The organism is Paenibacillus sp. JL3B1040, assembly GCF_057063165.1.
This window is the reverse complement of sequence record NZ_CM169317.1, coordinates 2,330,610-2,352,922: the sequence shown is the minus strand read 5'-3', so window position 1 is coordinate 2,352,922 and position 22,313 is coordinate 2,330,610. Positions and strand designations below refer to the sequence as shown.

Below are 22,313 nucleotides of genomic sequence, written 5' to 3'. Positions count from 1 at the left end.
GTCTTTTGACATTATCGCACGGCTTTCAACCGCACCATCAGGCTGCTGAAGTCGCCGCGAACCTTGGCCACGGACAAGCCGGCGCTCATCAAGCGGTCGCCGCCGTAGACCTCGCCGCTGTCGGCCACTTCATAATCCTTCGCCGGGTCAAGCCCTTGCAGCTTGACGCTGCGCAGCGGGCCATTGGGCTCGGCCAAGACGCGGAAGTAAAACAGCAGCGCCTCGTTTTGGTCCGGGCTGACGAACATCCATGACGTCTCGTTGCCTTCGAACGGGCTTTGCAAGCGGTAGAGATCGCCTTGCTGTACCAAGCCGCGAATTTCTTTATACAAGGCGATTTGGCGTTGGGCCGTTTCTCTCTCCTCGTCCGTAAACTTGGTGAGATCCAGTTCATAGCCGAAATTCCCGGACATCGCTACATCCCCCCGGAATGCAAGAGGGGTCGTCCGCTCCACCTGATGGTTCGGCACCGCCGAGACATGGGCACCCATCGTCGACACCGGATACGCGATGCTGGTGCCGTATTGGATTTTCAAGCGCTCCACCGCGTCCGTATCGTCGCTCGTCCACGTTTGCGGCATGTAATACAGCATGCCCGGATCAAACCGTCCGCCGCCGCCGGAGCAGCTTTCGAACAAAATATGCGGGAATTCGCCCGTCAAGCGCTCGAGAAGCTCATACAGCCCCAGCATATAACGGTGGGCGATCTCCCCTTGCCGCTCGGCCGGGCTGGCTGCCGAACCGATCTCGGTCATATTCCGGTTCATGTCCCATTTGACGTAAGTGATCGGCACGTTGGAGAAGATGTCGCTCAAGCGCTCATACAAGTACTGACGCACATCGCTGCGCGACATATCGAGCACCAACTGGTCACGAGCTTCCGTACGCCGCCGCCCCGGGACGTGCAGGCACCAGTCCGGATGAGCCCGGTACAAGTCGCTGTCCGGGGAGACCATTTCCGGCTCGAACCATAGACCGAATTGTAAGCCGGTATCCCTGACGCGGCGGGCCAAGTCCGCTAATCCGCCGGGCAACTTGCGGCGATCCTCGTACCAGTCGCCCAGCGAGCTGTTGTCGCGGTCGCGCCGGCCGAACCAGCCGTCGTCGAGCACGAACAACTCGATCCCCAGCTCGCTGCCCGCCTTGGCAATCGACTCGATTTTGTCGGCGTTGAAATCAAAATACGTCGCTTCCCAGTTGTTGACGAGAATCGGCCGCTCCTGATCGCGGAACGGCCCGCGGCACAACCGGGTCCGGTACAAGCGGTGATAAGTGCGGGACATGCCCCCCAGCCCTTCGGCGGAATACACAAGCACCGCTTCCGGCGTTTGGAAGGTCTCGCCGGGCTCCAGCTTCCAATTAAAATCAAACGGATTGATCCCGATCGACACGCGGGTCGTCCCGAATTGCTCCACTTCCGCTTCGGCGGTAAAGTTCCCGCTATAGACCAGGCTGAAGCCGTATACCTCGCCTTGCTGCTCCGTTGCGTCCGGCCGCAGCAGCGCCAGGAACGGATTCTGCTGATGCGAGCTCGATCCGCGTCGGCTGCTGATCCCGGTTACGCCCGGAGCCAGCCGTCTCCGCTGCACATGGCGTTCGCGCGCCCAGGCACCCGACAGATACAGGGCGTCGTAGGAAGCATCCGGGAAATCGACCGACGCGCTGAGCGCCCGCTCCAACCGGATCGGGTCACCGCTGCCGTTGCTGAACCGGGCCGATCTCGCAATGGCGTCGAAATCGGCAAAAACCGTGTAGCTTAAAACAACCGTTAGCCCGAAAACGCGATCCTCCAGCTCCAACTCCAAAGTTTCCGCCTCGCTTTCGCGCTCCGCGTAAACGGCTGGAAGTCCCGCAAGAGCAGGTTTCCCCGGGATGATCTGATGGGAACGGTACGTTAGTTCGGTCGCCCGGGCTCCGTTAGCAAGCCGCACTTGATAGGCCGGGCTGCGGAAGTCGCTGGTCCCGTACTGCGGATATTCCTGCGGAAGGGAGTCCAGCGAAATCGATTTGTCCTCCGGGACGGGGTTCGGGCTGAACGAAGCGCGCTCCTGAAAGGTCACCAAGCCTTCGAGATTGCTGTCGTGCCGCAGCCTAGCGCCAAAATACGCATGGGCGGGATACCCGTGAACCAATTGAATCAAGTAACTCGTATTGCGGGATTGCAGATGGAAGAGGCCTTTCGCTTCGTCGAAAATGATGGGCATTTCACGATCCTCCTGGAATGTTCTAATCTGACTTTTCTTGTACGAATCTTCTTCCATTCTACTATCTTGTCCAGGAGGAGTAACGATAATAAAGTGATCTTCTATATGGATTTTTGTGATTCTTTCCCGTCCCCGGGAAGCTGTTTGGCATGAACGATCAACCGGTGGGTCGGATTTTTCAGCGGGTCGCAAGTGATTAAGGTCAACATCCGCTCGTCGCCTCTTGGCTCCAGAACGGAGACGTCGGTCGGCTCAACGACCGAAATCTCGAAAACTTCATAAACGAAGCGTCCGCCTTCGGTGGCGATCTCGATTTGATCCCCGATCTTCACCTCGTTCAGACGGTTAAACAACCGCCCTTTTGTGCGCGCCCGATGGGCGGCGATCGCCGCGTTTCCCGCTTCGCCGAGCGGCGCCGTTTCAGTCATATGCGCCGCCGCATATTTCATGTTCGCTTTCGTCGCGCCTTCCAGCACGGGAAGTTTTAGATCGATCGCCGGAATTTCAATCATGGCGATCGGCGTTTTCCCATCCACTCCCGGCGTAAAGGGCGCGGACTCCTCCGCCGGCGGCTCTTCGACAGCTTCCTCTTCCAGCAAGCGAGATACCCGCTCCAATCCGGCGGCCAGCTCCGGAGCCTCCGCGGAGCCGCCCCTCCCCTGCGTTTGCTCCGCCAGGGCCAGCAATTTCTCCTGCTCCCGGTCCGCGCTCCACTCCAGCAGCGCCGGAGCGACCAAAATGGCGAATCCAAGGATGATAAACAGCAGCGACAGCTTCTTTCGCACCGATTGTCCCCCTTATCCGAAACGTCCGTTCTCGATTCAAAAATGCTCGATCATCCAGTTGACGGTGCCGTCAAACATGAACTTCGCTTGCCTTGCCAAGCCCTTCCAGCCCGAATGCCGATTATTGAACAACACCGCCGGCCTGCCGTCCACCGCCCCCAGCGAGGTGATCTGCACATTCTCGAACACCGCGTCGTAAATATCGTCCTTTTCGTTTTGCTCGCTGTACTGCGCCGCTAACGCGACCCGCCCGGAGCGGATCGAGTCGTCGATACGCAGACGGTCCAGCAGAACCTCCCCGTCCACCGTCAGCTTCAGCTCGTTTTCTTGCAGTACGGCTTCGATTCGCCGGGAATCCCGGATGTTGACCGGAATTTCCATCTCTTTCGAAGCACCGGCCGCGGTCTGCTCCCGCGTATAGACCGAAGCTTTGTCAAAAGCCAGATCCTCCTCTTGCCACGTGACGGGTGCCAGCTCCCGCTTAAACAGGATTTCCGGCGGACGTCCGGACTTTTTCTGCACGACCGAGACGTTGTTGTTTTCCAAAGTCAAACGCACATAGCTTTCTTTCTCGCGGTCGTAACGAAGGTCGATCATTTGCTTGCCGACGACGTTGCCGGCCGCCGTAGCGGCTACTTTGACGTCGCGGACCTCCCCCTTCAGGACCTGTCTGCCGATGCCGCCCGGAGGCGACGTCAGCACGATCTTGTTGCCGGCAAACTCCGCGGCCCCGTCCAGTCCTTCCCAGGCGCTCGCCGCCTCCTTGTCCCCGCGGACAAACTCCAACGCTTCCCCGGTATCCTTGCGGATTTTCATCAGCAGATGATTCGTCGACCAATAGGGTTCGGGTTGAACCCGGGTCAAGTCCAACACGCCATTGTCTTTCGTATTCAACGACGAACCTTCCCGGTTGAAATGAAGCATGAACAACCGTTCGATATTCGCCGTATTGGTTGCCGTCACCAAGGGATTCATGCCTTCTCCGAGCGCGTTCGCATGCATGATCATATAAACCGAAGGAACGTATCCGAGCGATTTCGTATAGACTTCCTTCATCGCCGTATAGTCGCTTTCGATCCGCTCCTCCATTTGCGCGCGATTTTCGACCGGAATCATATTCTCGTCCCGGATGAAGTCCATTAAGTAATGGTTGTAGTAGGCTACGTTTGCCTTGTCGGTTAATTCCTTTTCGTCCTTCATCCCGATAAACCGGCCGTCCTTGTCGAAAATGTTGATATAGCTAAGCCGATACCCGTTCGTTCCGAGCTCCCAAAAGCCGGATTTCGCCATGCCGAGCATGTCCTTGGGCTGCACAAACTTTCGTTCGCTGTTGCCCATTTTGTCCGCATAGGAGAGGAATGTCGCTTTATAGTTGTATTTTTCCAGCAGCGGCTCGGCAAACAAACTCGAGTCGTTGCGACCGTCCTCAAACGCAAGAAACAGCGCCTTGTCCGGCAACGGAGCGCCTTTGGTATAAAAATCGAGGATATCCTGGTGCGAGATCGTCCGATATCCCTGATCGTGCAGCGCCTTCAATTGCTCATCCAGCTGGCTCTTCGCCACCAGCTTCGCCGTTCCGTTCCGCCCCACGCCGAAATAGGACAACGCGATGAACCCCCGCTTCTGATTCCAGGACGATTTGTCCGGCTCCTCGTAAGTCTTCGCGTCGAACGCCACTTGGTACAGGACGGTTCCCAAGATCAGCAAGATCGCCGCCTGCAGGAGGACCCGAACGAGTTTCCGACGGTTTTTCCGGCGGACGTTCATAACAGTGTTTCGTATTTTCCGTGCCATCGCAGTCATTCTCACCCCAAACCCAAATCAATGCATTCGTAGGCACTAAAAGGGGATTCCGATCCCTTTTTGTTTGTTTTTCTTTCGCGCTTCCTTTTTTCGCTTTGCTTCAACATCCTGCGGCGTCTCCCGCGTGCCCCAAGTGGACTTCCAGAACGTCACCCAGGCGACCGGCATCTGCCACAGCAGCACGAATTCGTAGAACAGGCAAAAGACAAAGCCGAACACCCATAACCTGCTCTTGCGGTACAACAGATGCGCCAAACTCATCAGCATCGCCATCATCAGCAGCCCCGTCAGGAACGTTCCCGGAAAAACTCCGTAAACGAGCGGCACGTACGCCAGATTGTACAACACCACGACCGGCGCGGCGATCGGAACGATCAGCCCGATATAGAAAAACAGCGCCATAAACGGTTCTTTCCGCCAAATGAAACCCGCCGCCCGCAACGATTCACGCAGCCAGGAACGCTTCCAGCGCATCTGCTGCTTCAGGAATACGTTCATCCGCGAAGGAACGATCGTGGAGCAGATCGCGGTGTCCTGATAGCCGGTCCGGTGTGTTTTCAGAATAAAGTTGGTCATGCTCCGGTCGTCGCCGAACGTGGCGGGTTGACCGAGAAATTTCTGATTCAGCCACGCTTCGGCATGCTTCAGGATCAACTCCTTGCGGTAGCAGGATAACGGCCCCGACAGGCAGGTAACGCTATCGAACCACGATTCGGCCGCTTTCATGACCCGAAAGGCGATGTAGTACCTGACCGTCTGCAGCTTGGTAATGGCATTCGTATATTTGTTTTCCACATCCGTGCGTCCGGCCACGCCGCCCATCTTCGGATCTTGAAACGGCTGGACCAGATGGCGGATCGCCGTCGGCGCCAGAAAGCTGTCCGAATCGACGAACACGACCAAATCATGTTTGGCCATTTCCACGCCTTTGACGAGAGCCGCGCGTTTCCCTCCGTTTTCTTCCAGGACAGTAAACTTCAGCCGTTCGTGGGTGGCAAAACGCTCCTCCTCGGTATGAAGCTGCTCCACGATGCTGCGAATGCGCGCTGCGGATGCGTCCGTCGACCGGTCGTCGACGACGATGACCTCCAGCTTGTCGATCGGATAATCCTGATTCATGCAACTGACGACCGTCCGCTGGATCCACTCGGCTTCGTTGAAGCAGGGAATGATGATCGACACGCCCGGCGTATATTCCGGGTTGATTGGCACATCCCGATACAACGCGCCGAACAGATAGCGCGTAATGAGGAAGGCCGCAGCGATCAAGCTGTATAAGTACAAGACGAGGTTGTATTTGAAGTAGATGACGCTTTCGGCACGAAGCAGCATGACGAAGACGATGGCCGCCAGCATAGTTGCGCTGGCCGTATACACTGAATAACCCCAGCGTTTCTTCTGAAAATAGGCCGTCAACGGCTCATCGAATTCGAAAGCGGCCATGCGTTTGACGCCGCCTTCCCCGGTTGTTTCGAACGTCCGAACGACGGACGCGGGCAGCTTCACTTTCCCTTCGAACCCTTCCGGCATCGTCCCCGGGGGAATACGGAAGCGAAGCTTCGCTTTATCCTTCTCGCCCAAGCGCACTGTCTCCGGCAGCTCAACGAGCATCCCTGTCGAGGAAATATCATCCGCTCGCCCCTGGCTGCCGTCTTTTTTTCGATGTCCTTTTAAGCTAAGCATGACCGGAAAATCCGCGATATATCTCAGGCCGAGTTGTTGCGAATCCAGACCGGGGATCCGGCGGGGCAATGCCTTCTGACGCCCCCTCCTGTCCGCCGAGACGCGAAGGCGCTCGGGGTCGGGGACGTACCCAAGGGTTCTTCTGTCTCCGCGCGGCACGGCTATGATTTCTTCCGAACGTTTAGACTTCCTTCTGAACACGGTTCGCTCTCCTATCTATTTCATTCCAAGCTCTACAGGCTCCAATAATGGATGCCCTTCTCCTCATATCCGCTTTTGGAAAAAGCGCCCTTCACATCAACCATCAATTTCGTCTGGCCCGGGCGAAACATCGCCTCCACCTCGGGGAGACTTAAGCTTGCGAACGGGCGATGCGGCACGGCGAGAACCACCACGTTCAAATCCCGCATGGCGGACATGTCGCTAAGCTCGATGCCGTACTCCTCGTATGCTTCCCGCGGATCCACGAGCGGGTCGGCCACCAGCGGAGCGATACCGTAATCCTCCAGCTCCCGGATAATGTCGATCACTTTCGAATTCCGGATATCCCGGCAATCTTCCTTGAACGACAAACCGAGCACCCCTACCCGCGAATGCTTGAGGTCAACCTGCTGGCGGACCATCCTTTTAATGATGTTTTGGGCAACGTATTTCCCCATCCCGTCGTTAATATGCCGGCCGGCCAAGATGATTTTCGAGTGGTAACCGGCATCCTCCGCTTTATAGGTAAGATAATACGGATCGATCCCGATGCAGTGCCCGCCGACCAGCCCTGGCCGGAAGGGCAGGAAATTCCATTTGGTTCCGGCGGCCTGCAGCACCGCGTTGGTATCGATGTCCATCTCATGGAACAGCATCGACAGCTCGTTCATGAACGCGATGTTAATGTCCCGTTGGGCGTTCTCGATGACCTTGGCCGCCTCCGCGACCCGAATGCTCTCCGCCCGGTGGACGCCGGCGTCGATGATCAGTCCGTATAACCGGGCCACCAGTTCCAACGCCTCCCGATCGTTCCCGGAGACGATTTTCACGATGTTTTCAAGCCGGTGCTGCTGATCTCCGGGATTAATTCGTTCCGGCGAATAGCCGACTTTAAAATCCGGTCCGCAGGCAAGCCCCGATTCCGCTTCCAGGATCGGCACGCAAACCTCGTCCGTCACCCCCGGATACACGGTGGATTCGTAAATGACGACCGCGCCTTTGTCCATCACGCTTCCGACAAGCTTGCTCGCGTTGCGGACGAATTGCAAATCGGGCACGTTGCCGCTTTTCACCGGAGTAGGGACGGCCACGATAAAGCACTCGGCCGTCCGCAGCCGCTCCGGATCCGACGTGAATTCGATGCTGCAGTTCTCGATCATCTCGTCTCCGATATCGCCGGTAACGTCCCGGCCTTGGCGATAAGCTTCGATTTTTCGCGCATTCACATCAAATCCGATGACCTTGGCTTTTCGGGAAAAGGCGACCGCGATCGGCATCCCCACGTATCCCAAGCCGATCACGGCGATCGTGGCTTGGCGCGATGTTATTTTCTCAAATAAGTCCATATCATTTCTGCTCCGTTACTGTCGAATTCTGTTCTTGAATCAAATCCGCCATCTTCACGAACGCGTACCCTTTGCTTTTCAAGCTTTGAATCACACGCGGCAGCGCTTCGATCGTATGGATATCGTCAAGCATGTGCAATAAAATGACGCTCCCCGGCTTGGTCTGTTCCAGCACCCCGTTCACGATGTCATCGGCGCTGTTGGAGGCATCCCAATCCAGCGTCGTCACATCATACATGGCGATATCGGGGTACCCGATGGCGGCAATCGCCTTGGCCCGCTCGTCGTCCACGACGCCGGTCGGCGGGCGGAACAACATGACGGGCTGCTGCTGAATCGCCTCGGTAATGACCTGGTGCGCCTTGACCAGGTCTTCCTGCAGCTCGGCCGGAGTTAAAGACGTCACCACCGGATGGCTATAGGAATGGTTGGCGACGTCATGGCCGCCTTCCACCATCGCCCGGGCCAGATTCGGATTCGTTTCGACGCCTTTGGCCCGCAGGAAGAAGGTGGCCTGAACATGGCCCTCCGCCAAAATGTCGAGAATGCGGGTGACCGTTTTGTCGCTGCCCCAATCGTCGAAGGTAAGCGCCACGTGCTTTTGCGGCGTATCTACCTGATAGATCAACCGGTATTGGGCGTCTTGATAATCCGGGTTGAGTTGGGCCGCGTCGGAACCCGGAATTTCCGCCAGCGGCTTGCGGATCCCTCCATGCTCGACCAGTTCGTCCAGCGGGATCAGCCGGTACCCGATCTCATCGGCAGCTTCGGCGATGTAGCGAATGGCCGGGATCACCTCCGGGTTGATGTCGGTGTTCAGCGAGATGATCCCACCCCGCTGGATATACCGTTTGACGTAATCGCCGATCGCTTTGGCGTCCTGCATGTCCCGGTCGCGCGGGTTGATGTTGTAGCTTACGACCCCTTTCATGCCCAACTGCGCGGCGATCAGCGGAACGTCCTCCGGATAATCGCCGGATTTCGTGCGCACGTACTTCGGCTTAACCCCGGTCTGCTGTTCGATCACTTCGTTGCTCAGCTTGATCTCCTTATAGATTTGCTCATAATCCAGATCTTTAAGGTTCAACTGATTCAGCGTGTTGTTCTCGATCTCATGACCTCTGGCCAAAATCTCGGCCGCGATGTCCGGCTCCTCGGCCACCCTCATGCCCGGCAAAAAAAACGTCGCTTGGATCCGGTAAGTATCCAGCTCGTCCAACAGCCGATACATCGTATCCCGCTCCCCCATCCCGTTAAACGTGAGAGACAACTCCTTTTTGGCCGTATATACGAAGGGAATTTCCCGGCTCTTCTCCCCGGTGTAGCGATGAATCTCGGGTTTGGCGACCTCCTGAGCTCCGCCGCCCGCCAGGTCCGATCCGTTTCCTGCCGACTGGCATCCGGCGGTCAACGCGAGGACGAGGAGGATCCCAATCCCGGAAGAAAGGACGTGTTTACGCATTTGTTTCATGGCCCGATTTCTCCTTTTACTGCCGAAAAAAATTCACGATTACCCAAAGTCATGTGACATCCCTTATTGTAATTCATGGTTCTGGACAATTTCTGAACATGAAACTGAAAGAGGGCATCTCCAAGCTCCGGTCTCCCGAATCCTTGGAAATGCCCCCTAATTTTAGGATTCTTGTTGCTTACGTTTCCGTCTGAACCATAGTCCTGCAAGGATGAAGGCAACGCCCGTCATTTGCCACGGAAGAAGACTGCCTTCCCCGGTTTTCGGCAAGAGACCGTTCCCCGGTTTTCCGTCCGAATCGCCAGAAGGCAATGCTCCGCGGGTACCGCCCAGCGGATTGCCGTCTTCATCCAGTTCCACATCCGTAGGCTGGTCTTGATCCGGCTGCGGCTTCTCGCCGCCCGTTCCGTCAGAAGTCGACGGATCCTCCGGCACTTCAACCGTACCGTCGCCCGGTTGTTCCGGTTGTTCCGGTTGTTCTGGTTGTTCTGGTTGTTCAGGATCTACCGGTGTCTCCGGGTTCCACGGAGTGCCGGGATTACCGGGATCGCCCCCACCCCCCGGGTTGGTAGGAGTGTAGATCAGGTTGTTCGTTTTTTCCAAAATCACGGGTTCGGTTTGTTTGTCCGTAATTTCAAATTCGATTGGCGTTTTATCCAACACATAACCCGCAGGCGCGGAAATTTCCACCAGCCGATATTTGTTGGGCTCCAATTGATCCAGGAACAATTCGCCGTTCCGATCCGTGATGAGCTTGGCCGGATCGATCGATTCAACCTTTTTAAACTCATAATTTCCCTGTGCATCAAAGAACACGCTCTGGGCGAGCAATTCAAATACCGCACCTTGGAGTCTTAGCGTTTTGGCGGCATTGGTTTTAATTAACTTCACCGAACGATCGATGGGTTTATTTTCGATCGTCAAAGCGGTAACCGGTTCCTTAATGGAGACCTCGGTCTCCGGCTTTTCGATCACAAACCCCTCCGCTTGGATCTCCACTAAAGTATAGAGACCGTACGGCAAGTTATCGAATTCAATTACGCCGTCGAGGTCGGTGCTTTCCTTGCCGATCACCGCATTAGCACTGTCGCGCAATTCAAATTCAATGCCGCTCAGAACGGTTTGGTCCTTGGCATTGACCTTTGTGATCACCAATTTGCCGCCGGAACCCCGCTCATTCGGTACGTCGCGAGTAACAATCTCGGTTTGATTCGCGATGATGGTGAAGGCAACGGGCTGCGCATTCAATTGGTAATAATCAGGAGCTTTCGTTTCAACCAGTTCATATTCTCCCGGCGCCAGATCGCCCTTGGCGATCGTGCCGTCTTCACCTGACGTCAACGTCTCGATGAATTCTCTGTCTGCCCCGTTCTTAACGTATAAATCAAAAACGGCGCCCTTTAATTTCTTGGATGGATCGGCGGCATCCACCTTCGTGAACTGGAATCCCTGCCGAATTTTTTTGTTTTCGACGGTAAACGGCCCATCGTTTTTGAAGGCGACGGGTTTGCCTGTGCCAGCGCCGTATTCGGGATCCAGCAAATAACCCGCTGGTGCCGACACTTCCTTTATTCGATACGGGAGTCCGTCCGTGCCGTTAAACCGGTACTCCTTCAAGCTTGTCGTTTCGCCCGAAGCGTTCGTTGCCGGCAATGTTTCCAGCAGTACGGTCCCGGAAGCATTGTAAATTTCGAATACTGCCCCTTCCAGCGGCCGCCCCCGATCGTCTACCTTCACGATCTGGATCGGCGCCCGTCCTCCCGAGGCGCCGCCGCCGGCACCGGCTAACGACACCTTCACGCCTTCCTGCCCGTCTCCCCCCTTCACGGAAGAGTCTTGACCGGCAAATTCGGCCTTATTGGTAATCCGGTCGCCATTGTCCGCGTTGATATACGATTGGTATTCCAGAATGAACGCGGTGGTCAACGCTTCTTTGAAGGTGAACGTAAAGGTATTCCCGTTCACGGCCAATTCATAATCTTCGGGATCGACCAACCCGGCTTTGATCGATACATTTCCGGAATTATCCGCAGGCATATCCGTTTTGTACAGCTTCAACGTATCGGGCAATAAAATTTGATTGTCCGACAGCGTATCCGTCAGTTCGGAGCCTGCCGGGATATAAGATTGACTCGGGTTGATACTCACCGTCCAGGCCGCGATATCGGTTGTCCCTTGCTGCCTCCCGGTTTTGTTGATATACTTCCCGCCATGTGCCGGCTCGACTTCGGCAGATTTCTCAAACCGCAAGACCGTGCCGTCGTGCAATGTAGCATGGTTGGAGTAAGTATCTACAATCGGGAACTCGCCGGCCAGACTAGTTTTATACTCGACCCGGTAAGCCGTCTTACCGATATTGCCAAGATTGAGCGTAAAGCCCTTGCCATCCGGATTTAGCTGGAAATCAAAGCCGTTCGGATTGTCCGGGCTTTTAGGCTTAATTTCCTCACCAATAGCGACGGCGTTATTTCGGCTATCCAACACCAGCTTGTTCACCTGGATCGAACCGTCGAGATAAGACTGGTTGCCGGTGTAAGTATCTCTGACCACGGCATCCTGAATATCGAATAAATTGTAGTTGACGTCGATCTTCCAGGTGATCGCTTTATCCTTAGCGCTGTAATCGCCTATTTTATTGCCGTTTTCAATCGTATAGCTTTGAGCTGTGACACTGGCCGACTTGAGAATTGCCGTTTGTTGCACACCGGCTTCTTTCCAGTCAAGCGTAGCCTCATTGCGGTACCGGTTGTCCAGAGGCATTCCCATTGTCGGATCAAAGGTTGTGGTGAATGTGAACACATGCTCTGAGTTAATCGTGATGCCCGACTTCAGTTTGAGCACGAAACCTTTTTCATAATCCGGATCATCCGCGTTGGCTTCCAGTTCGAAATCGTCCTTGTGAGCACCGGTGATTTGCAAACTGTCAGGGACCAGCTTCATAAATCTACCTGCATAGTTCTCCGTAATGACGATGTCCGACATGTCCTTCAGGTCGGAATTGAGAACCAGCTTCCACTCGATTTCCTTCTTGTTGAAATCCTCTTTGTTTACGCTTTTCGCAAAAATATTTTCGCGAATGCCTTGTTCCGCCGATTTTATCATGCCATTTTTGAGTTCGACCGAATTGGTGATCCGGTCGTTCGCATAAACGCGGTTAATGGATTCCGTCTGGTATTCGATATCATAAGCGCTGTTGATACCTTGATTGAACTTGAACTCGAAGCCATCGGCCGTCTTGGTGACGGTGTACGCCGACGAATCGATAGGTCCGGTACGATTTACGACCTTCCCGCTATCATCAAGCTCAACTTCATATACGCGAACGTTAACTTCGCCCGCCTCTTCAACCAAACGCTGCTTCGTGGTATCAAACTGATCTTTGAGCCACGCGACATTCGGTTTGTTGGGATCGGCCGGATTAAACGGCTCCAGCGTTTGCTGGTTATAGTTGTACTCGATTTTCCAGGTAATGCGCTGGGTCACCGGATCGTAAGCTTTACTTACCTTGTTCAACGGCTCGTTAAAGCTGATTCTCACGCTTCCGGCAGCTTTGCTATCCTCGATATTGTCGCCGGTAAGCACTACTTCGTTGTTATAAGGTCGGTTGGTAAAAGGCTCTGCGGTTGGCGCCTCTACACTCGTCTTGTACTTCACTCGGTAGGCTTCATGGATATCGCCCAGCGAAATCGGAAACGCCGTTTCCGTACGTTCCACAGCTCCCTCTTTGACCGATCCGTCAATCTGCACCTGCAGTTTGCGAATTTCGATCGGGCCAGCGAGTTCTAATCCTGCCGGCAAAGTATCCGCGAGGACGGCATTTTGGATCTCCTTCTCGCCTTGGTTGAAATCGATCGTCCACTCGATTTCGTCGGAGTTAAAGCCGTTTCGGTTTGCCTTCCCCGATTTTTTCAGCTTATCCTCGGCCGTATTCGCAAAATGAACATCGATGATTCCCAGCCCGTTGGAACTAAAGTCAATCTGCTGCTCTAAGCCATCCCCAAACTTGTTTTCGTCAAAGCTGACCCACACGTAAAAGTAGCCTTTCAGCTTTTGCCCGACAATACTGTCGTTAAAAGTAAAAGTAACTTCCCCGTCGGGTTCGACCGTATACTCTCCAACTTCACCATCCAGATCGCCTGTCAATCGCTGCCCGATTTTAAATTTGTCAGGCAATTGAAAAGTAAAGGTAGAGCCGTCCCCATAACCGTGGGATTCATTCGGGAAGCTCCATGTGTAAATGACAGCCACTTCATCCTTAACCGCCGGCCGGATATCCTGAATCCGATCCCCCTTGATAACTAAATCTCCGGTAGCCGGATCATATTCGGGCTTTTGATTGCGAATTTCCGCGTTTGTAATAAGATTATCCGTAATGACCGGACTCACGGAAGCCGCGAGCAGGATGTTTGCTCCCTGCCGCCCATCAGGGCCGTAAACCGCGTCAGTGACCGTATCCGTGGCGCTGACGGCGGCATCGCTCGGGGCTCCTTCCGAATCGGCGCTGGCCAGAGTGGCTCCCGCTCCGAATGTCCCTTGAAAAACAAGAGCAGCAGCCATAATGATGGCCATGAATTTGCGTTTCATAAGTCGTGTTTTTGCCTCCTTTTTTCTATCGATATCGATGTGTTCAAACGACGCTTCTCCCTACCTCCTTCTCGAAACGTTGTGGTGGGCAACATGACCATCGTATTTCAGCATTCTAAACAATTCCTCGACAATCGACCAAATAAAGCCAAGTCCCCTTGGTTATAAGTGATATTATTCATTGACTTGACCGGCGTTTTTCGCCCGATAACTCTGTCTTTCTTGGGTTTTTACGGTATAGAAATCCATAAAATTGTTTTTTTTCACCGCTTCCACCAACCAGCAGCAAAAATCGCGAAATTCGTCAACCTCCCACGTTCGGCCATCGCGGTAAACGATCCGGGGATAGGTGAAGCTCAGCTTCATTTCGCCGTTCCATTCAAAGCGAAACCCGATTCTCCATTTCTGCTGGTGGAGCCAAAATCGAAACGGCTGCTCCCGCAAAAGGTAAACCTGCCCGTTGCCAAAAAAAACGGGGCCGTCCGGCGTCGCCACGATTCCGATTCGATTTTTCCGGTAGTTCATATAAAAGCCTCTTTGCCGGTATCTTCTCAGTTGCTTGGTCAGTTCGATCTCTCGAAAGGTATCCAGCTCCATGCCGCGGGAACCGTCCCTAAAGTGAGCGACAACATTCATCACCTTGAACCTCTCCCTGCTTGGCGTGCTTTGTTGTGACATACGTTTGCAAGGAGTATAAACAGGGAGTCTATACAACTTCTGAACAATCCTGATCGGTTGGCGGGAATCGGAGGAACGGTGAACGCAAAAAAGCCGCTTCGACACCCGACCCGGCAAACAGGATCGAAATGTCAGAAGCGGCGCGTATTCCGCAACCGGCGTGATTGGGTTCGCAACTTAGTATATTTTCTCGGCCTTATATTTCGCGGGATCTTTGATCATCGTATAAGCGGTCGTCGTTCCTTTCCAGCCCGCGTCCGCCGTAGTATCAATCGTGATCCAGCGACCGTTTGCATAAACCTCGTTCCAGGCGTGATAGGTACTGACATAATCCGAGGTCCCCATCACCAATTTGGCCGGAATCCCTACGCTGCGCAGCATCGCCGCGAACAAGGAAGAGAATCCATAGCAAATGTCCTTCTTCCGGGTCAGCGTCCGGTCGAGATCGGGCAGGTAACTGGAGGTGGCGCTGAAGGCCAAGCTGTCGTCGTACTTGATGGTGCTGGTGACATAATCATAGATGATCTGAACTTTTTCCTCGGTTCCGACCGCGTCTTGAATCAACTCGTTGGCGATTTTCGCCGCGCGGCCGTCCGGTTCCCAATTTACGTTTTGCGTGGAATGCAAAAACACCTGCTTCTCGTCCTTCAGTTGCAGCTTGACCGTGTCCTTATGGACCAAACGGTACGTTGTCCCTTTAAGCTGTTCCAAAAGACTGACCGCATACTCTCCGTTCCCCAGTTGAAGCGGAAACGTCTCTCCGTTCGTTCCGGGTGTTAACGTGTAGGTGTATTTCTCCTCGCCCTTGGCGATCTGCAGCTTGGTTTTGATCTTCGTCTTAACGTCATAGTTGATGCGGATCGCTCCCTGATCCACCATGGTTTTATCGATCCAGCCCGGGGTTTCCGCCCCTTGAACCGGAATTGCGCCGGCTCCTCCGAACCCAATAATGATCGCGAGCGTTACGGATATCCACTTTCTCATGACAAAAAAACTCCCTTCGGTAGCTGGCTGCCAAACTATCTTAGGCCCTATAGCTTTGCGTCCCTGCCTTTCGACAGGTTTGCCTTTATCGGATAAAGCTCTTTAGAAGTTGTATCGGCACAGATCATGTCATTTGTTAATCCGGATTCATCCTACTCGGCTCCAAAACCGTCTTTTATGCAGGTCTTTAGACCTGCCTCATTATCGATTCCTCCTTGCGGGATCGTCCGACTCGACTAAAGAAAAAATAGTAAAAAAGAAGGATTCCGATATGAAGCACTGCCAAAACCATGTAGATATTGCCATACACGGCAGAGCCCTCAAACGGATTCAGCGGATTCCAGTGCGACGACGAGCCGTGATCCACGGCATGGCCGTAAAGGCTGGTCGAAACCGCGCCGGACAAAAAGCCCAACATGGACAACAGACCCATGCCTACCCCGGTCTGCTCTTTGGGCAGCGTGCGGGAAATCGTGTTGGACAACGCCAGTTGCATGAACATTTGCCCCACATTGCCCAGGATCAGAATCGCCGCAATCCAGCCCGCCGCCGCCCCGGACAGCACCGAAATCAGGGCAAAACAGCTGATTAGCAGCAGGGAAGCCACATAGATGACGAAGGAATTGCCCTTGGCATCCGCCAACTTGCCCCCTTTGCGGCCGAGGATCGCCGAGGCAACAGCCCCGGGCACCATGGCAAATCCGATCCAACCGGCAGGCAGCCGATTCACCTCGGCCAGCAGCTGCGGCGTCAGGAACGGCAGCGCATAGCCGATCCCCATGACCAGCACCGACAACAGCAGACCCAGCGCATAGCCCGTGTTCCGAAATAATCGCGGATCCACGAACGGTTGCGGAGCTAGGCGGATCCGCCATAGAAACAGGAGAAACCCGATCAAACTGCCTAAATAAAGCTCCCATCGCCCATAGGTTACGCCGAGCAATAACAGAGTGACCGTGATGCCCAGCACCCCTCCGCCGAGCCAATCGATCCGAACGGCCCGAATCGGCTCATCGCTGAGGTATTTGCGGTAGAACGGCAGCGTAAACAGCATCAGCATCGGGATGCAAAACAACCATCGCCAATCGACCAGACTGACCAGCAGCGCGGATACGACCGGCCCAATCGCGCCCCCGATCGCCAGCCCCGTGGCTGTAATTCCCAGCGCATATCCGCGGCGCTCGGCAGGAAAATGCCGCACCGGAATGATCATCGCGGCTGCGGGAACCACCGACGCGCCGGCCGACTGCAGCACGCGGCCCAGCAAGACCATCCAATACGCCTGAGCCGACAATCCGGTCATTGAACCCAAACAAAACAGGATTAACCCGAACGTCAGCAGTTTTTTCAACTGAAAAGCATCCGCCAGCTTCCCGTAAATCACGGCGCCGATGGCGTAAATCAGAGCATATGCCGTCGAAACCCAACTGACTTGAGTGACGGATAAGCCGAATTCACCTTTGATTTCAGGGAGCACGATATTAAACATCGTTGCCCCCATGGATGACAAGATCATGGTAAACGCCAAAATGCGGATCAGCTTCTCGCGTGCCTCGGATGAATCGGCATTTTTCATCGTATCGTCCCCCCTATCGATTTCCTCACAAGTTATTGTAGGATTGAATATTAATAATGAAAAATATATATTAATTTATGTATTCATAACCTAAAGGATATTAATCATCAAATTCCCTTAAGAGAGGAGTTGTCATCCGCATGGAGTTGCTGCAATTGGAGTATTTTCGCACGGTCGCCCATTTGGAGCATATGACCCGAGCCGCCCAAGAGCTGCATATCGCCCAGCCGGCGCTCAGCAAAACGATTGCCAGGCTCGAGGAGGATTTGGGGGTCCCGTTGTTCGATCGGCAAAATCGTCAGATTCGGCTGAACGCCTTCGGCAAAGCCTTTTTGAAAAAGGTCGAGACAGCGCTGGACATCCTGGAAGAGGGAAGGCAGGAGGTGGCGGATCTGGCGGGGATGGAGCGCGGCAGCATCCATTTGGCCACGAATACGCTGGGACGCATTACGGCTGCGCTCGGGGCTTTCCGCGAAGCTTATCCCGAGGTGAACTTCCGCATCCTGCAGACGTCGCCGGCATCCATTGCGGAAATGATCGAGCTGTTGGAGAAGGGCGAGGTGGATCTCTGCTTCACTGCTTCCTCGCTTGATCATCCGGGAGTGCGAGAGCTGCCGGTGCTGGACGCCGAGGTGTTTCTCGCCGTCCCGCCCGGCCACCGGCTGGAGGCAAGCAAAAGCGTCCGCCTCGAGGACGTGGCGGACGAACCTTTCATTGAATATAAAGCGGGCCACCCGTTTCGCAAGATCAACGAAGCGTTTTGCCTGGCCGCAGGCATTCGCCCCCGCATCGTCTGCGAGGTGGATGAACCCGGCGCGCTTGGCAGCCTCGTCTTCGCCGGACTGGGCGTCGCCTTCGTTCCGGCATGTCGGAAGGACGAACGTCCTCCCTACTCGATGCTGCGGATCGAAAGCCCGGTGTGCCGGCGCGTTTTCTCCGTCGCTTGGCTGGAGCGCCGATATTTATCCGAAGCCGCGCGCCGGTTTCGGCAGTTTCTGGGCGAATATTATAGCGGCGCGTAAATGTCTTAGCGGTTCCCGCGGCGCGAGGTCCGCTTTAGCACCAAGATGCCGGCCAGCGCCGCGGTGACGAGCGGCAAATATTTAATGCCTCTCAGCCAGGAGAGGTCCCCTCTGAACAAGGTGACCGCGGTGATGGCGATCAGCTCGCTGAGCACCAATCCGCCGATCAAACCGCCGGCTAGCGCCGCGATAAGCCAAAGTGCTTTTTTCACTTAAATTCCTCCTCCATCTTCGCTGATTGGTTAATCCGGGAGATTGCCCGATTTGGTGCCTACGCGAAACGGCGTAGTCACCCCTTCGTAGTTCACCATCATCGTCATCCCGTTGGCGGCATGCCCCAAATTGTGGCAATGTTCCATCCACAAGCCGGGATTATCCGCTTTGAAGACCACTTCATATTCTTCGCCGCTGAACAGGAGCACGCTGTCCGCATAGATGGGGCTGCCCGTCAGCGGCTTGCCGTTCTTCGTCAAGATCTTGAAGAGATGTCCGTGCAGATGCATCGGATGCGGACCACCAAAGGTATGTTTGAAACGGATTTTGATCCACTCCCCTTCCTTGACTAGAAGCGGCGGAATTTCATGAAACTTCTTGCCGTTAATATCGAGGACGCCGAGCTTTAGATCGTAAACCCGGTCGAACTTCATGTCCGCGGTAATCCCGTCCGCAAGCGGCGTCCCGTAATCCGTGAAATCGAATGACGGCGCGTCTTTGCTTAGCGGCTTCGGCTGGGGCCCGCTCCCCAACAGAATGTGCCAGGCTTGATGCTCTCTGTTGTACATTTTGACCTGCCCGCTGGTCGGCATCGTGAACAGCACGTCGTATCGCTGGCCTCCGCCGATCGGAATCCACTCTTCCTTGAGAGCCTCCGGGCCGTTCAAGTCCTGCCCGTCGATCGAGATCACCCGGAACTCCGCACCGGCCACCCCGATCCACTGCACCTCGCTATAGGCATTGATCAGCCGCAGCCTTACCGTTTCTCCGGGGGCTGCATCGAGACGTAAACCATCGGCTCGGCCATTGGTCAGCTTCAGCTTATCGTTCAGCAATTGCAGCGTGACCGCGTAATCAAGGTCGTAGTCGAAATCTGACTGCTTCGGTTCGACGATCAGCCGGCCGACCAGCCCTTTCCCCGCCTGTTCCGAGCTTTGCTGATGAGAATGGTACCAGTACGTTCCGGGGTGACGGGCAATGAACTCATAGGTAAACTGCTCGCCCGGCCAAACGGCATTCTGCGTGACGCCGGCCACACCATCCTGGGAACAGGGCAGGATGACGCCATGCCAGTGAATCGTCACCCCTTTGCCGATATCGCGATTCGTTAGCGTTACTTTCACGCGTTCCCCTTCCTTGACCCGCAGCTCCGGGCCGGGCGAGGTTCCGTTAAACGTCCAGGCCTCCGTCCTTTTCCCATTGTCCAAGGTTAGAACGGTCTTTGCCGCGGTCAGCTCATAACTCCTCACCCGCTCCCCCGCGGCGGGTTCGGCCTCCTTCAACTCGGCGCAGGATACCGCAGCAGCCGGCTCGCCGGTTCCGGGCACAGCATGATCCTCATGGCCGCTATGACTAGCGGCATTTCCATGTTCGACTCCGTGGTGCATTTGGCTCATATCGACTTCCTCCGGGTAACGAAGTTCGTTATATCCGCAAGAGGCCAAGAGCATCAGTCCAGCGAAGCAGGCGCTCCAGAGCATTGATTTTTTCAATTCCAAGCCGATTCCGGCCATCTCGCTTCCTCCTCCTTCCGGGGTTGGTCTCATCATAACCGTCAAATGTTGTGAACTTGTGACGATCCTTTACGGGTTCCGTGAAATTCCCCGAGCGGGATGGAAAGCGGGGGAAAAGCGGATATAATGAAAAAAAAACAAGCATGGGAGGACAACCACCAATGCCGCACACCTTGCTGCTTGTCGACGATGAGCGTCAAGTCATCGAATTTATGGAGCCTTTTTTGCAGCAGGAAGGATTTCAAACGGTCACAGCCGCAACGGGAAGGGAAGCGTTGCACAAGGCCGCCTTGCACAAGCCGTCGCTCGTCGTGCTTGACTGGATGCTGCCGGAGTTGAGCGGAATCGAGGTTTGCCGGGAACTGCGAAAGTCGGGGCCGGTCGGGATCATTATGGTGACCGCACGCGTGGAGGAAACCGATAAATTGATCGGACTGGAGGTCGGTGCCGACGATTACGTGACCAAGCCGTTTTCTTTGCGCGAGCTGGCCGCCCGCATCCGTTCCGTATTACGGCGGATCGAGGGGAATGCGGCGGCCGAGCCGCTGCTCAAACGTGGGGAACTGACGATTTCCGAAGCGCAATGCCGCGTATGGAAGCGGGATATGGAGCTTGCCCTGACGCCAACGGAATTCAAGCTGCTGCTGACGCTGGCCGCCAAACCGGGGATCGTCTACAGCCGGCTGCAACTGCTGGCCGCCATGGAGGACGATTTCTTGAACGATGAACGAACCGCCGACGCCCACATCAGCCGCATCCGCAAAAAAATCGAAGACGATCCGAGTCGCCCTGCCTACATCCAAACGGTTTACGGGTTTGGTTACCGGTTTGAGAACCCGCAGCCATGACCGTATCACGCAAGCTTTTTCTCGTCATCGCCGCTTTTATTTTCGGGGTTAGCCTGATGTTTATGCTGTTTACCTATTTCACGATTCGGGACTCCTTGGAGGTGATGCTGCAATCGTCCAGAACGGAGGAACTGAATACGTTGGAGAATCAGCTCGAGGCCTATTATGAGGCACACGGAAACTCATGGGCGGCGTTGACGCCTGCGGATTTGGCGCGCCTTGCGCCGGAGGGAAGACAGGCGTCCAGCATCGGGCTGATGGATTCGGAACGGCGGATGTTAACGGTTAGCGACGACTTGCCGGTCCGATTATTGGAGCGGCTGGGAATTCACAGGGAGCTCTCCAGCCAAGGCAAAACCATCGGTTGGGCCTATTATTACGACTCCGATGTGGCCAATCTGTCCAAGCTGCGGATTGGCACGCCGATTTCGGTCGTATTTCTCGTTGGAGCCGGGGCGGTTGTTTTCATCCTGCTGTCGCTGGGAGCGGCTTTCTTCGTGTCTCGCTGGCTCACCTCCCCGCTGCGTCGGTTGATTCCGATCATCGACCGTCTGGGCCGGGGCGAATTCGGGATTCAAGCGCCGGTGAGCTCCAAGGATGAATACGGCAAAGTCGCACAGGCAATCAACGGCATGTCCGCACAGTTGGCGAGGGCCGAGGAAGTACGCCGCAATCTGGTCGCCGACGTGGCCCATGAGCTGCGTACGCCGCTTACGATTGTCCGCGGCAAGCTGGAGCTCCTGCAGCAAGGCAGCGGCGAGATTCGACCGGAAAACCTGCTGCCGATCCAGGACGAATTGATCCGTCTGACGCGGCTCGTCGGCGACTTGCATCAGCTGTCGCTGGCGGAAGCCGGCAAGCTGCCGCTGGATCTTCGGCCGACGGATATGGCCGGGCTGCTGCGACAAGCCATAGAGCGAGTAAGCTATGAAGCGGAAGCGAAGCACATTGCGGTCTGCATCGAGGCGAACGGAAATTGCCCGGCGGTCTCGGTCGATGCGGAGAGGATGATGCAGGTTTTTCTTAACCTGCTGCATAATGCGGTGCGGTATACGCCGGAAGGCGGACACGTCCTCTTGTCCCTGCGGGAAGTGGAGGGCGTTTCGTCGGCTGGCCCCGGCGCCGGCCCCATCCGGATGCTGCAGATTCGCGTTCAAGACACCGGCCCCGGCATCGCACCCGAACATTTGCCATATTTGTTCAACCGATTTTACCGTACGGATGAGGCGCGTGTTCGGCACGCCGGAGGGATGGGGCTCGGGCTGGCCATCGCCAAGGAATTCGTCTCGAACCACCGGGGGATGCTGGAAGCGGAAAGCCGCCCCGGAGAAGGAACGGCTTTTATCGTCACATTACCTATTGCACCGGAAGGTGCCTGACATGATATTCTCCGCAATTCAC

The 22,313-nt window shown here is 55.3% G+C and carries 15 protein-coding genes and 1 riboswitch; of the genes, 3 read left to right on the top strand and 12 right to left on the bottom strand.

The window, feature by feature from the left end; all coding sequences use genetic code 11:
- Nucleotides 1-11: 11 nt before the first annotated feature.
- From ACZF99_RS10430 to ACZF99_RS10385, 10 genes are all read right to left on the bottom strand, one after another.
- Complete coding sequence (locus ACZF99_RS10430; protein WP_483611488.1) at nt 12-2,204, bottom strand: alpha-galactosidase; 2,193 nt, start codon at nt 2,202-2,204, stop codon at nt 12-14.
- A 101-nt stretch (nt 2,205-2,305) separates the two neighbouring features.
- Nucleotides 2,306-2,989, bottom strand: a complete 684-nt coding sequence (locus tag ACZF99_RS10425) for a class D sortase (RefSeq protein ID WP_483611486.1) — start codon at nt 2,987-2,989, stop codon at nt 2,306-2,308.
- A gap of 36 nt (nt 2,990-3,025) precedes the next feature.
- Entirely contained in the window at nt 3,026-4,756 is a 1,731-nt protein-coding gene (locus ACZF99_RS10420; RefSeq protein ID WP_483611484.1) for a polysaccharide deacetylase family protein, read from the bottom strand.
- A 72-nt stretch (nt 4,757-4,828) separates the two neighbouring features.
- Entirely contained in the window at nt 4,829-6,676 is a 1,848-nt protein-coding gene (locus ACZF99_RS10415; RefSeq protein ID WP_483611482.1) for a glycosyltransferase family 2 protein, read from the bottom strand.
- 32 nt (nt 6,677-6,708) lie between these two features.
- Entirely contained in the window at nt 6,709-8,022 is a 1,314-nt protein-coding gene (locus ACZF99_RS10410; protein WP_483611480.1) for a nucleotide sugar dehydrogenase, read from the bottom strand.
- A gap of 1 nt (nt 8,023) precedes the next feature.
- Nucleotides 8,024-9,484: a polysaccharide deacetylase family protein gene (locus ACZF99_RS10405; RefSeq protein ID WP_483612649.1), complete on the bottom strand. Its 1,461-nt coding sequence runs from the start codon at nt 9,482-9,484 to the stop codon at nt 8,024-8,026.
- A gap of 171 nt (nt 9,485-9,655) precedes the next feature.
- On the bottom strand, nt 9,656-14,077 hold the full coding sequence (locus ACZF99_RS10400; RefSeq protein WP_483611478.1) for a SpaA isopeptide-forming pilin-related protein: 4,422 nt from the start codon (nt 14,075-14,077) through the stop codon (nt 9,656-9,658).
- A gap of 174 nt (nt 14,078-14,251) precedes the next feature.
- Nucleotides 14,252-14,716, bottom strand: a complete 465-nt coding sequence (locus ACZF99_RS10395; RefSeq protein ID WP_483611476.1) for a hypothetical protein — start codon at nt 14,714-14,716, stop codon at nt 14,252-14,254.
- A gap of 216 nt (nt 14,717-14,932) precedes the next feature.
- Nucleotides 14,933-15,739 carry a transglutaminase-like domain-containing protein gene (locus ACZF99_RS10390; protein WP_483611474.1) on the bottom strand — a complete coding sequence of 269 codons (807 nt, stop codon included), beginning with the start codon at nt 15,737-15,739 and terminating at the stop codon, nt 14,933-14,935.
- Between the two features lie 15 nt (nt 15,740-15,754).
- A riboswitch (cyclic di-GMP riboswitch) is annotated at nt 15,755-15,833 on the bottom strand.
- A gap of 93 nt (nt 15,834-15,926) precedes the next feature.
- Nucleotides 15,927-17,315 carry an MFS transporter gene (locus ACZF99_RS10385; RefSeq protein WP_483611472.1) on the bottom strand — a complete coding sequence of 463 codons (1,389 nt, stop codon included), beginning with the start codon at nt 17,313-17,315 and terminating at the stop codon, nt 15,927-15,929.
- A gap of 140 nt (nt 17,316-17,455) precedes the next feature.
- On the opposite strand from ACZF99_RS10385, the gene ACZF99_RS10380 reads away from it, so the two are divergent.
- Entirely contained in the window at nt 17,456-18,337 is an 882-nt protein-coding gene (locus ACZF99_RS10380; RefSeq protein ID WP_483611470.1) for a LysR family transcriptional regulator, read from the top strand.
- Between the two features lie 5 nt (nt 18,338-18,342).
- Here ACZF99_RS10380 and ACZF99_RS10375 read toward each other — a convergent pair whose 3' ends face one another.
- Both ACZF99_RS10375 and ACZF99_RS10370 read right to left on the bottom strand, forming a co-directional pair.
- Entirely contained in the window at nt 18,343-18,549 is a 207-nt protein-coding gene (locus ACZF99_RS10375) for a DUF5957 family protein (protein ID WP_483611468.1), read from the bottom strand.
- Between the two features lie 30 nt (nt 18,550-18,579).
- Complete coding sequence (locus ACZF99_RS10370; protein ID WP_483611466.1) at nt 18,580-20,064, bottom strand: multicopper oxidase family protein; 1,485 nt, start codon at nt 20,062-20,064, stop codon at nt 18,580-18,582.
- 161 nt (nt 20,065-20,225) lie between these two features.
- Here ACZF99_RS10370 and ACZF99_RS10365 point away from each other — a divergent pair, with 161 nt between their 5' ends.
- Nucleotides 20,226-20,912 (top strand): response regulator, encoded by a 687-nt coding sequence (locus tag ACZF99_RS10365; RefSeq protein WP_483611464.1) that lies wholly within the window; start codon nt 20,226-20,228, stop codon nt 20,910-20,912.
- Nucleotides 20,909-22,291: a sensor histidine kinase gene (locus tag ACZF99_RS10360; protein WP_483611462.1), complete on the top strand. Its 1,383-nt coding sequence runs from the start codon at nt 20,909-20,911 to the stop codon at nt 22,289-22,291. The genes ACZF99_RS10365 and ACZF99_RS10360 overlap by 4 nt, the downstream gene beginning before the upstream one ends.
- Nucleotides 22,292-22,313: the final 22 nt, after the last annotated feature.

Coding starts and splice junctions, on each gene's coding strand:
- ACZF99_RS10430 (WP_483611488.1), bottom strand. CDS start 2,204: ATGCCCATCATTTTCGACGAAGCGAAAGGCCTCTTCCATCTGCAATCC.
- ACZF99_RS10385 (WP_483611472.1), bottom strand. CDS start 17,315: ATGAAAAATGCCGATTCATCCGAGGCACGCGAGAAGCTGATCCGCATT.
- ACZF99_RS10365 (WP_483611464.1), top strand. CDS start 20,226: ATGCCGCACACCTTGCTGCTTGTCGACGATGAGCGTCAAGTCATCGAA.
- ACZF99_RS10405 (WP_483612649.1), bottom strand. CDS start 9,484: ATGCGTAAACACGTCCTTTCTTCCGGGATTGGGATCCTCCTCGTCCTC.
- ACZF99_RS10420 (WP_483611484.1), bottom strand. CDS start 4,756: ATGAACGTCCGCCGGAAAAACCGTCGGAAACTCGTTCGGGTCCTCCTG.
- ACZF99_RS10410 (WP_483611480.1), bottom strand. CDS start 8,022: ATGGACTTATTTGAGAAAATAACATCGCGCCAAGCCACGATCGCCGTG.
- ACZF99_RS10400 (WP_483611478.1), bottom strand. CDS start 14,077: ATGAAACGCAAATTCATGGCCATCATTATGGCTGCTGCTCTTGTTTTT.
- ACZF99_RS10360 (WP_483611462.1), top strand. CDS start 20,909: ATGACCGTATCACGCAAGCTTTTTCTCGTCATCGCCGCTTTTATTTTC.
- ACZF99_RS10370 (WP_483611466.1), bottom strand. CDS start 20,064: ATGGCCGGAATCGGCTTGGAATTGAAAAAATCAATGCTCTGGAGCGCC.
- ACZF99_RS10380 (WP_483611470.1), top strand. CDS start 17,456: ATGGAGTTGCTGCAATTGGAGTATTTTCGCACGGTCGCCCATTTGGAG.
- ACZF99_RS10390 (WP_483611474.1), bottom strand. CDS start 15,739: ATGAGAAAGTGGATATCCGTAACGCTCGCGATCATTATTGGGTTCGGA.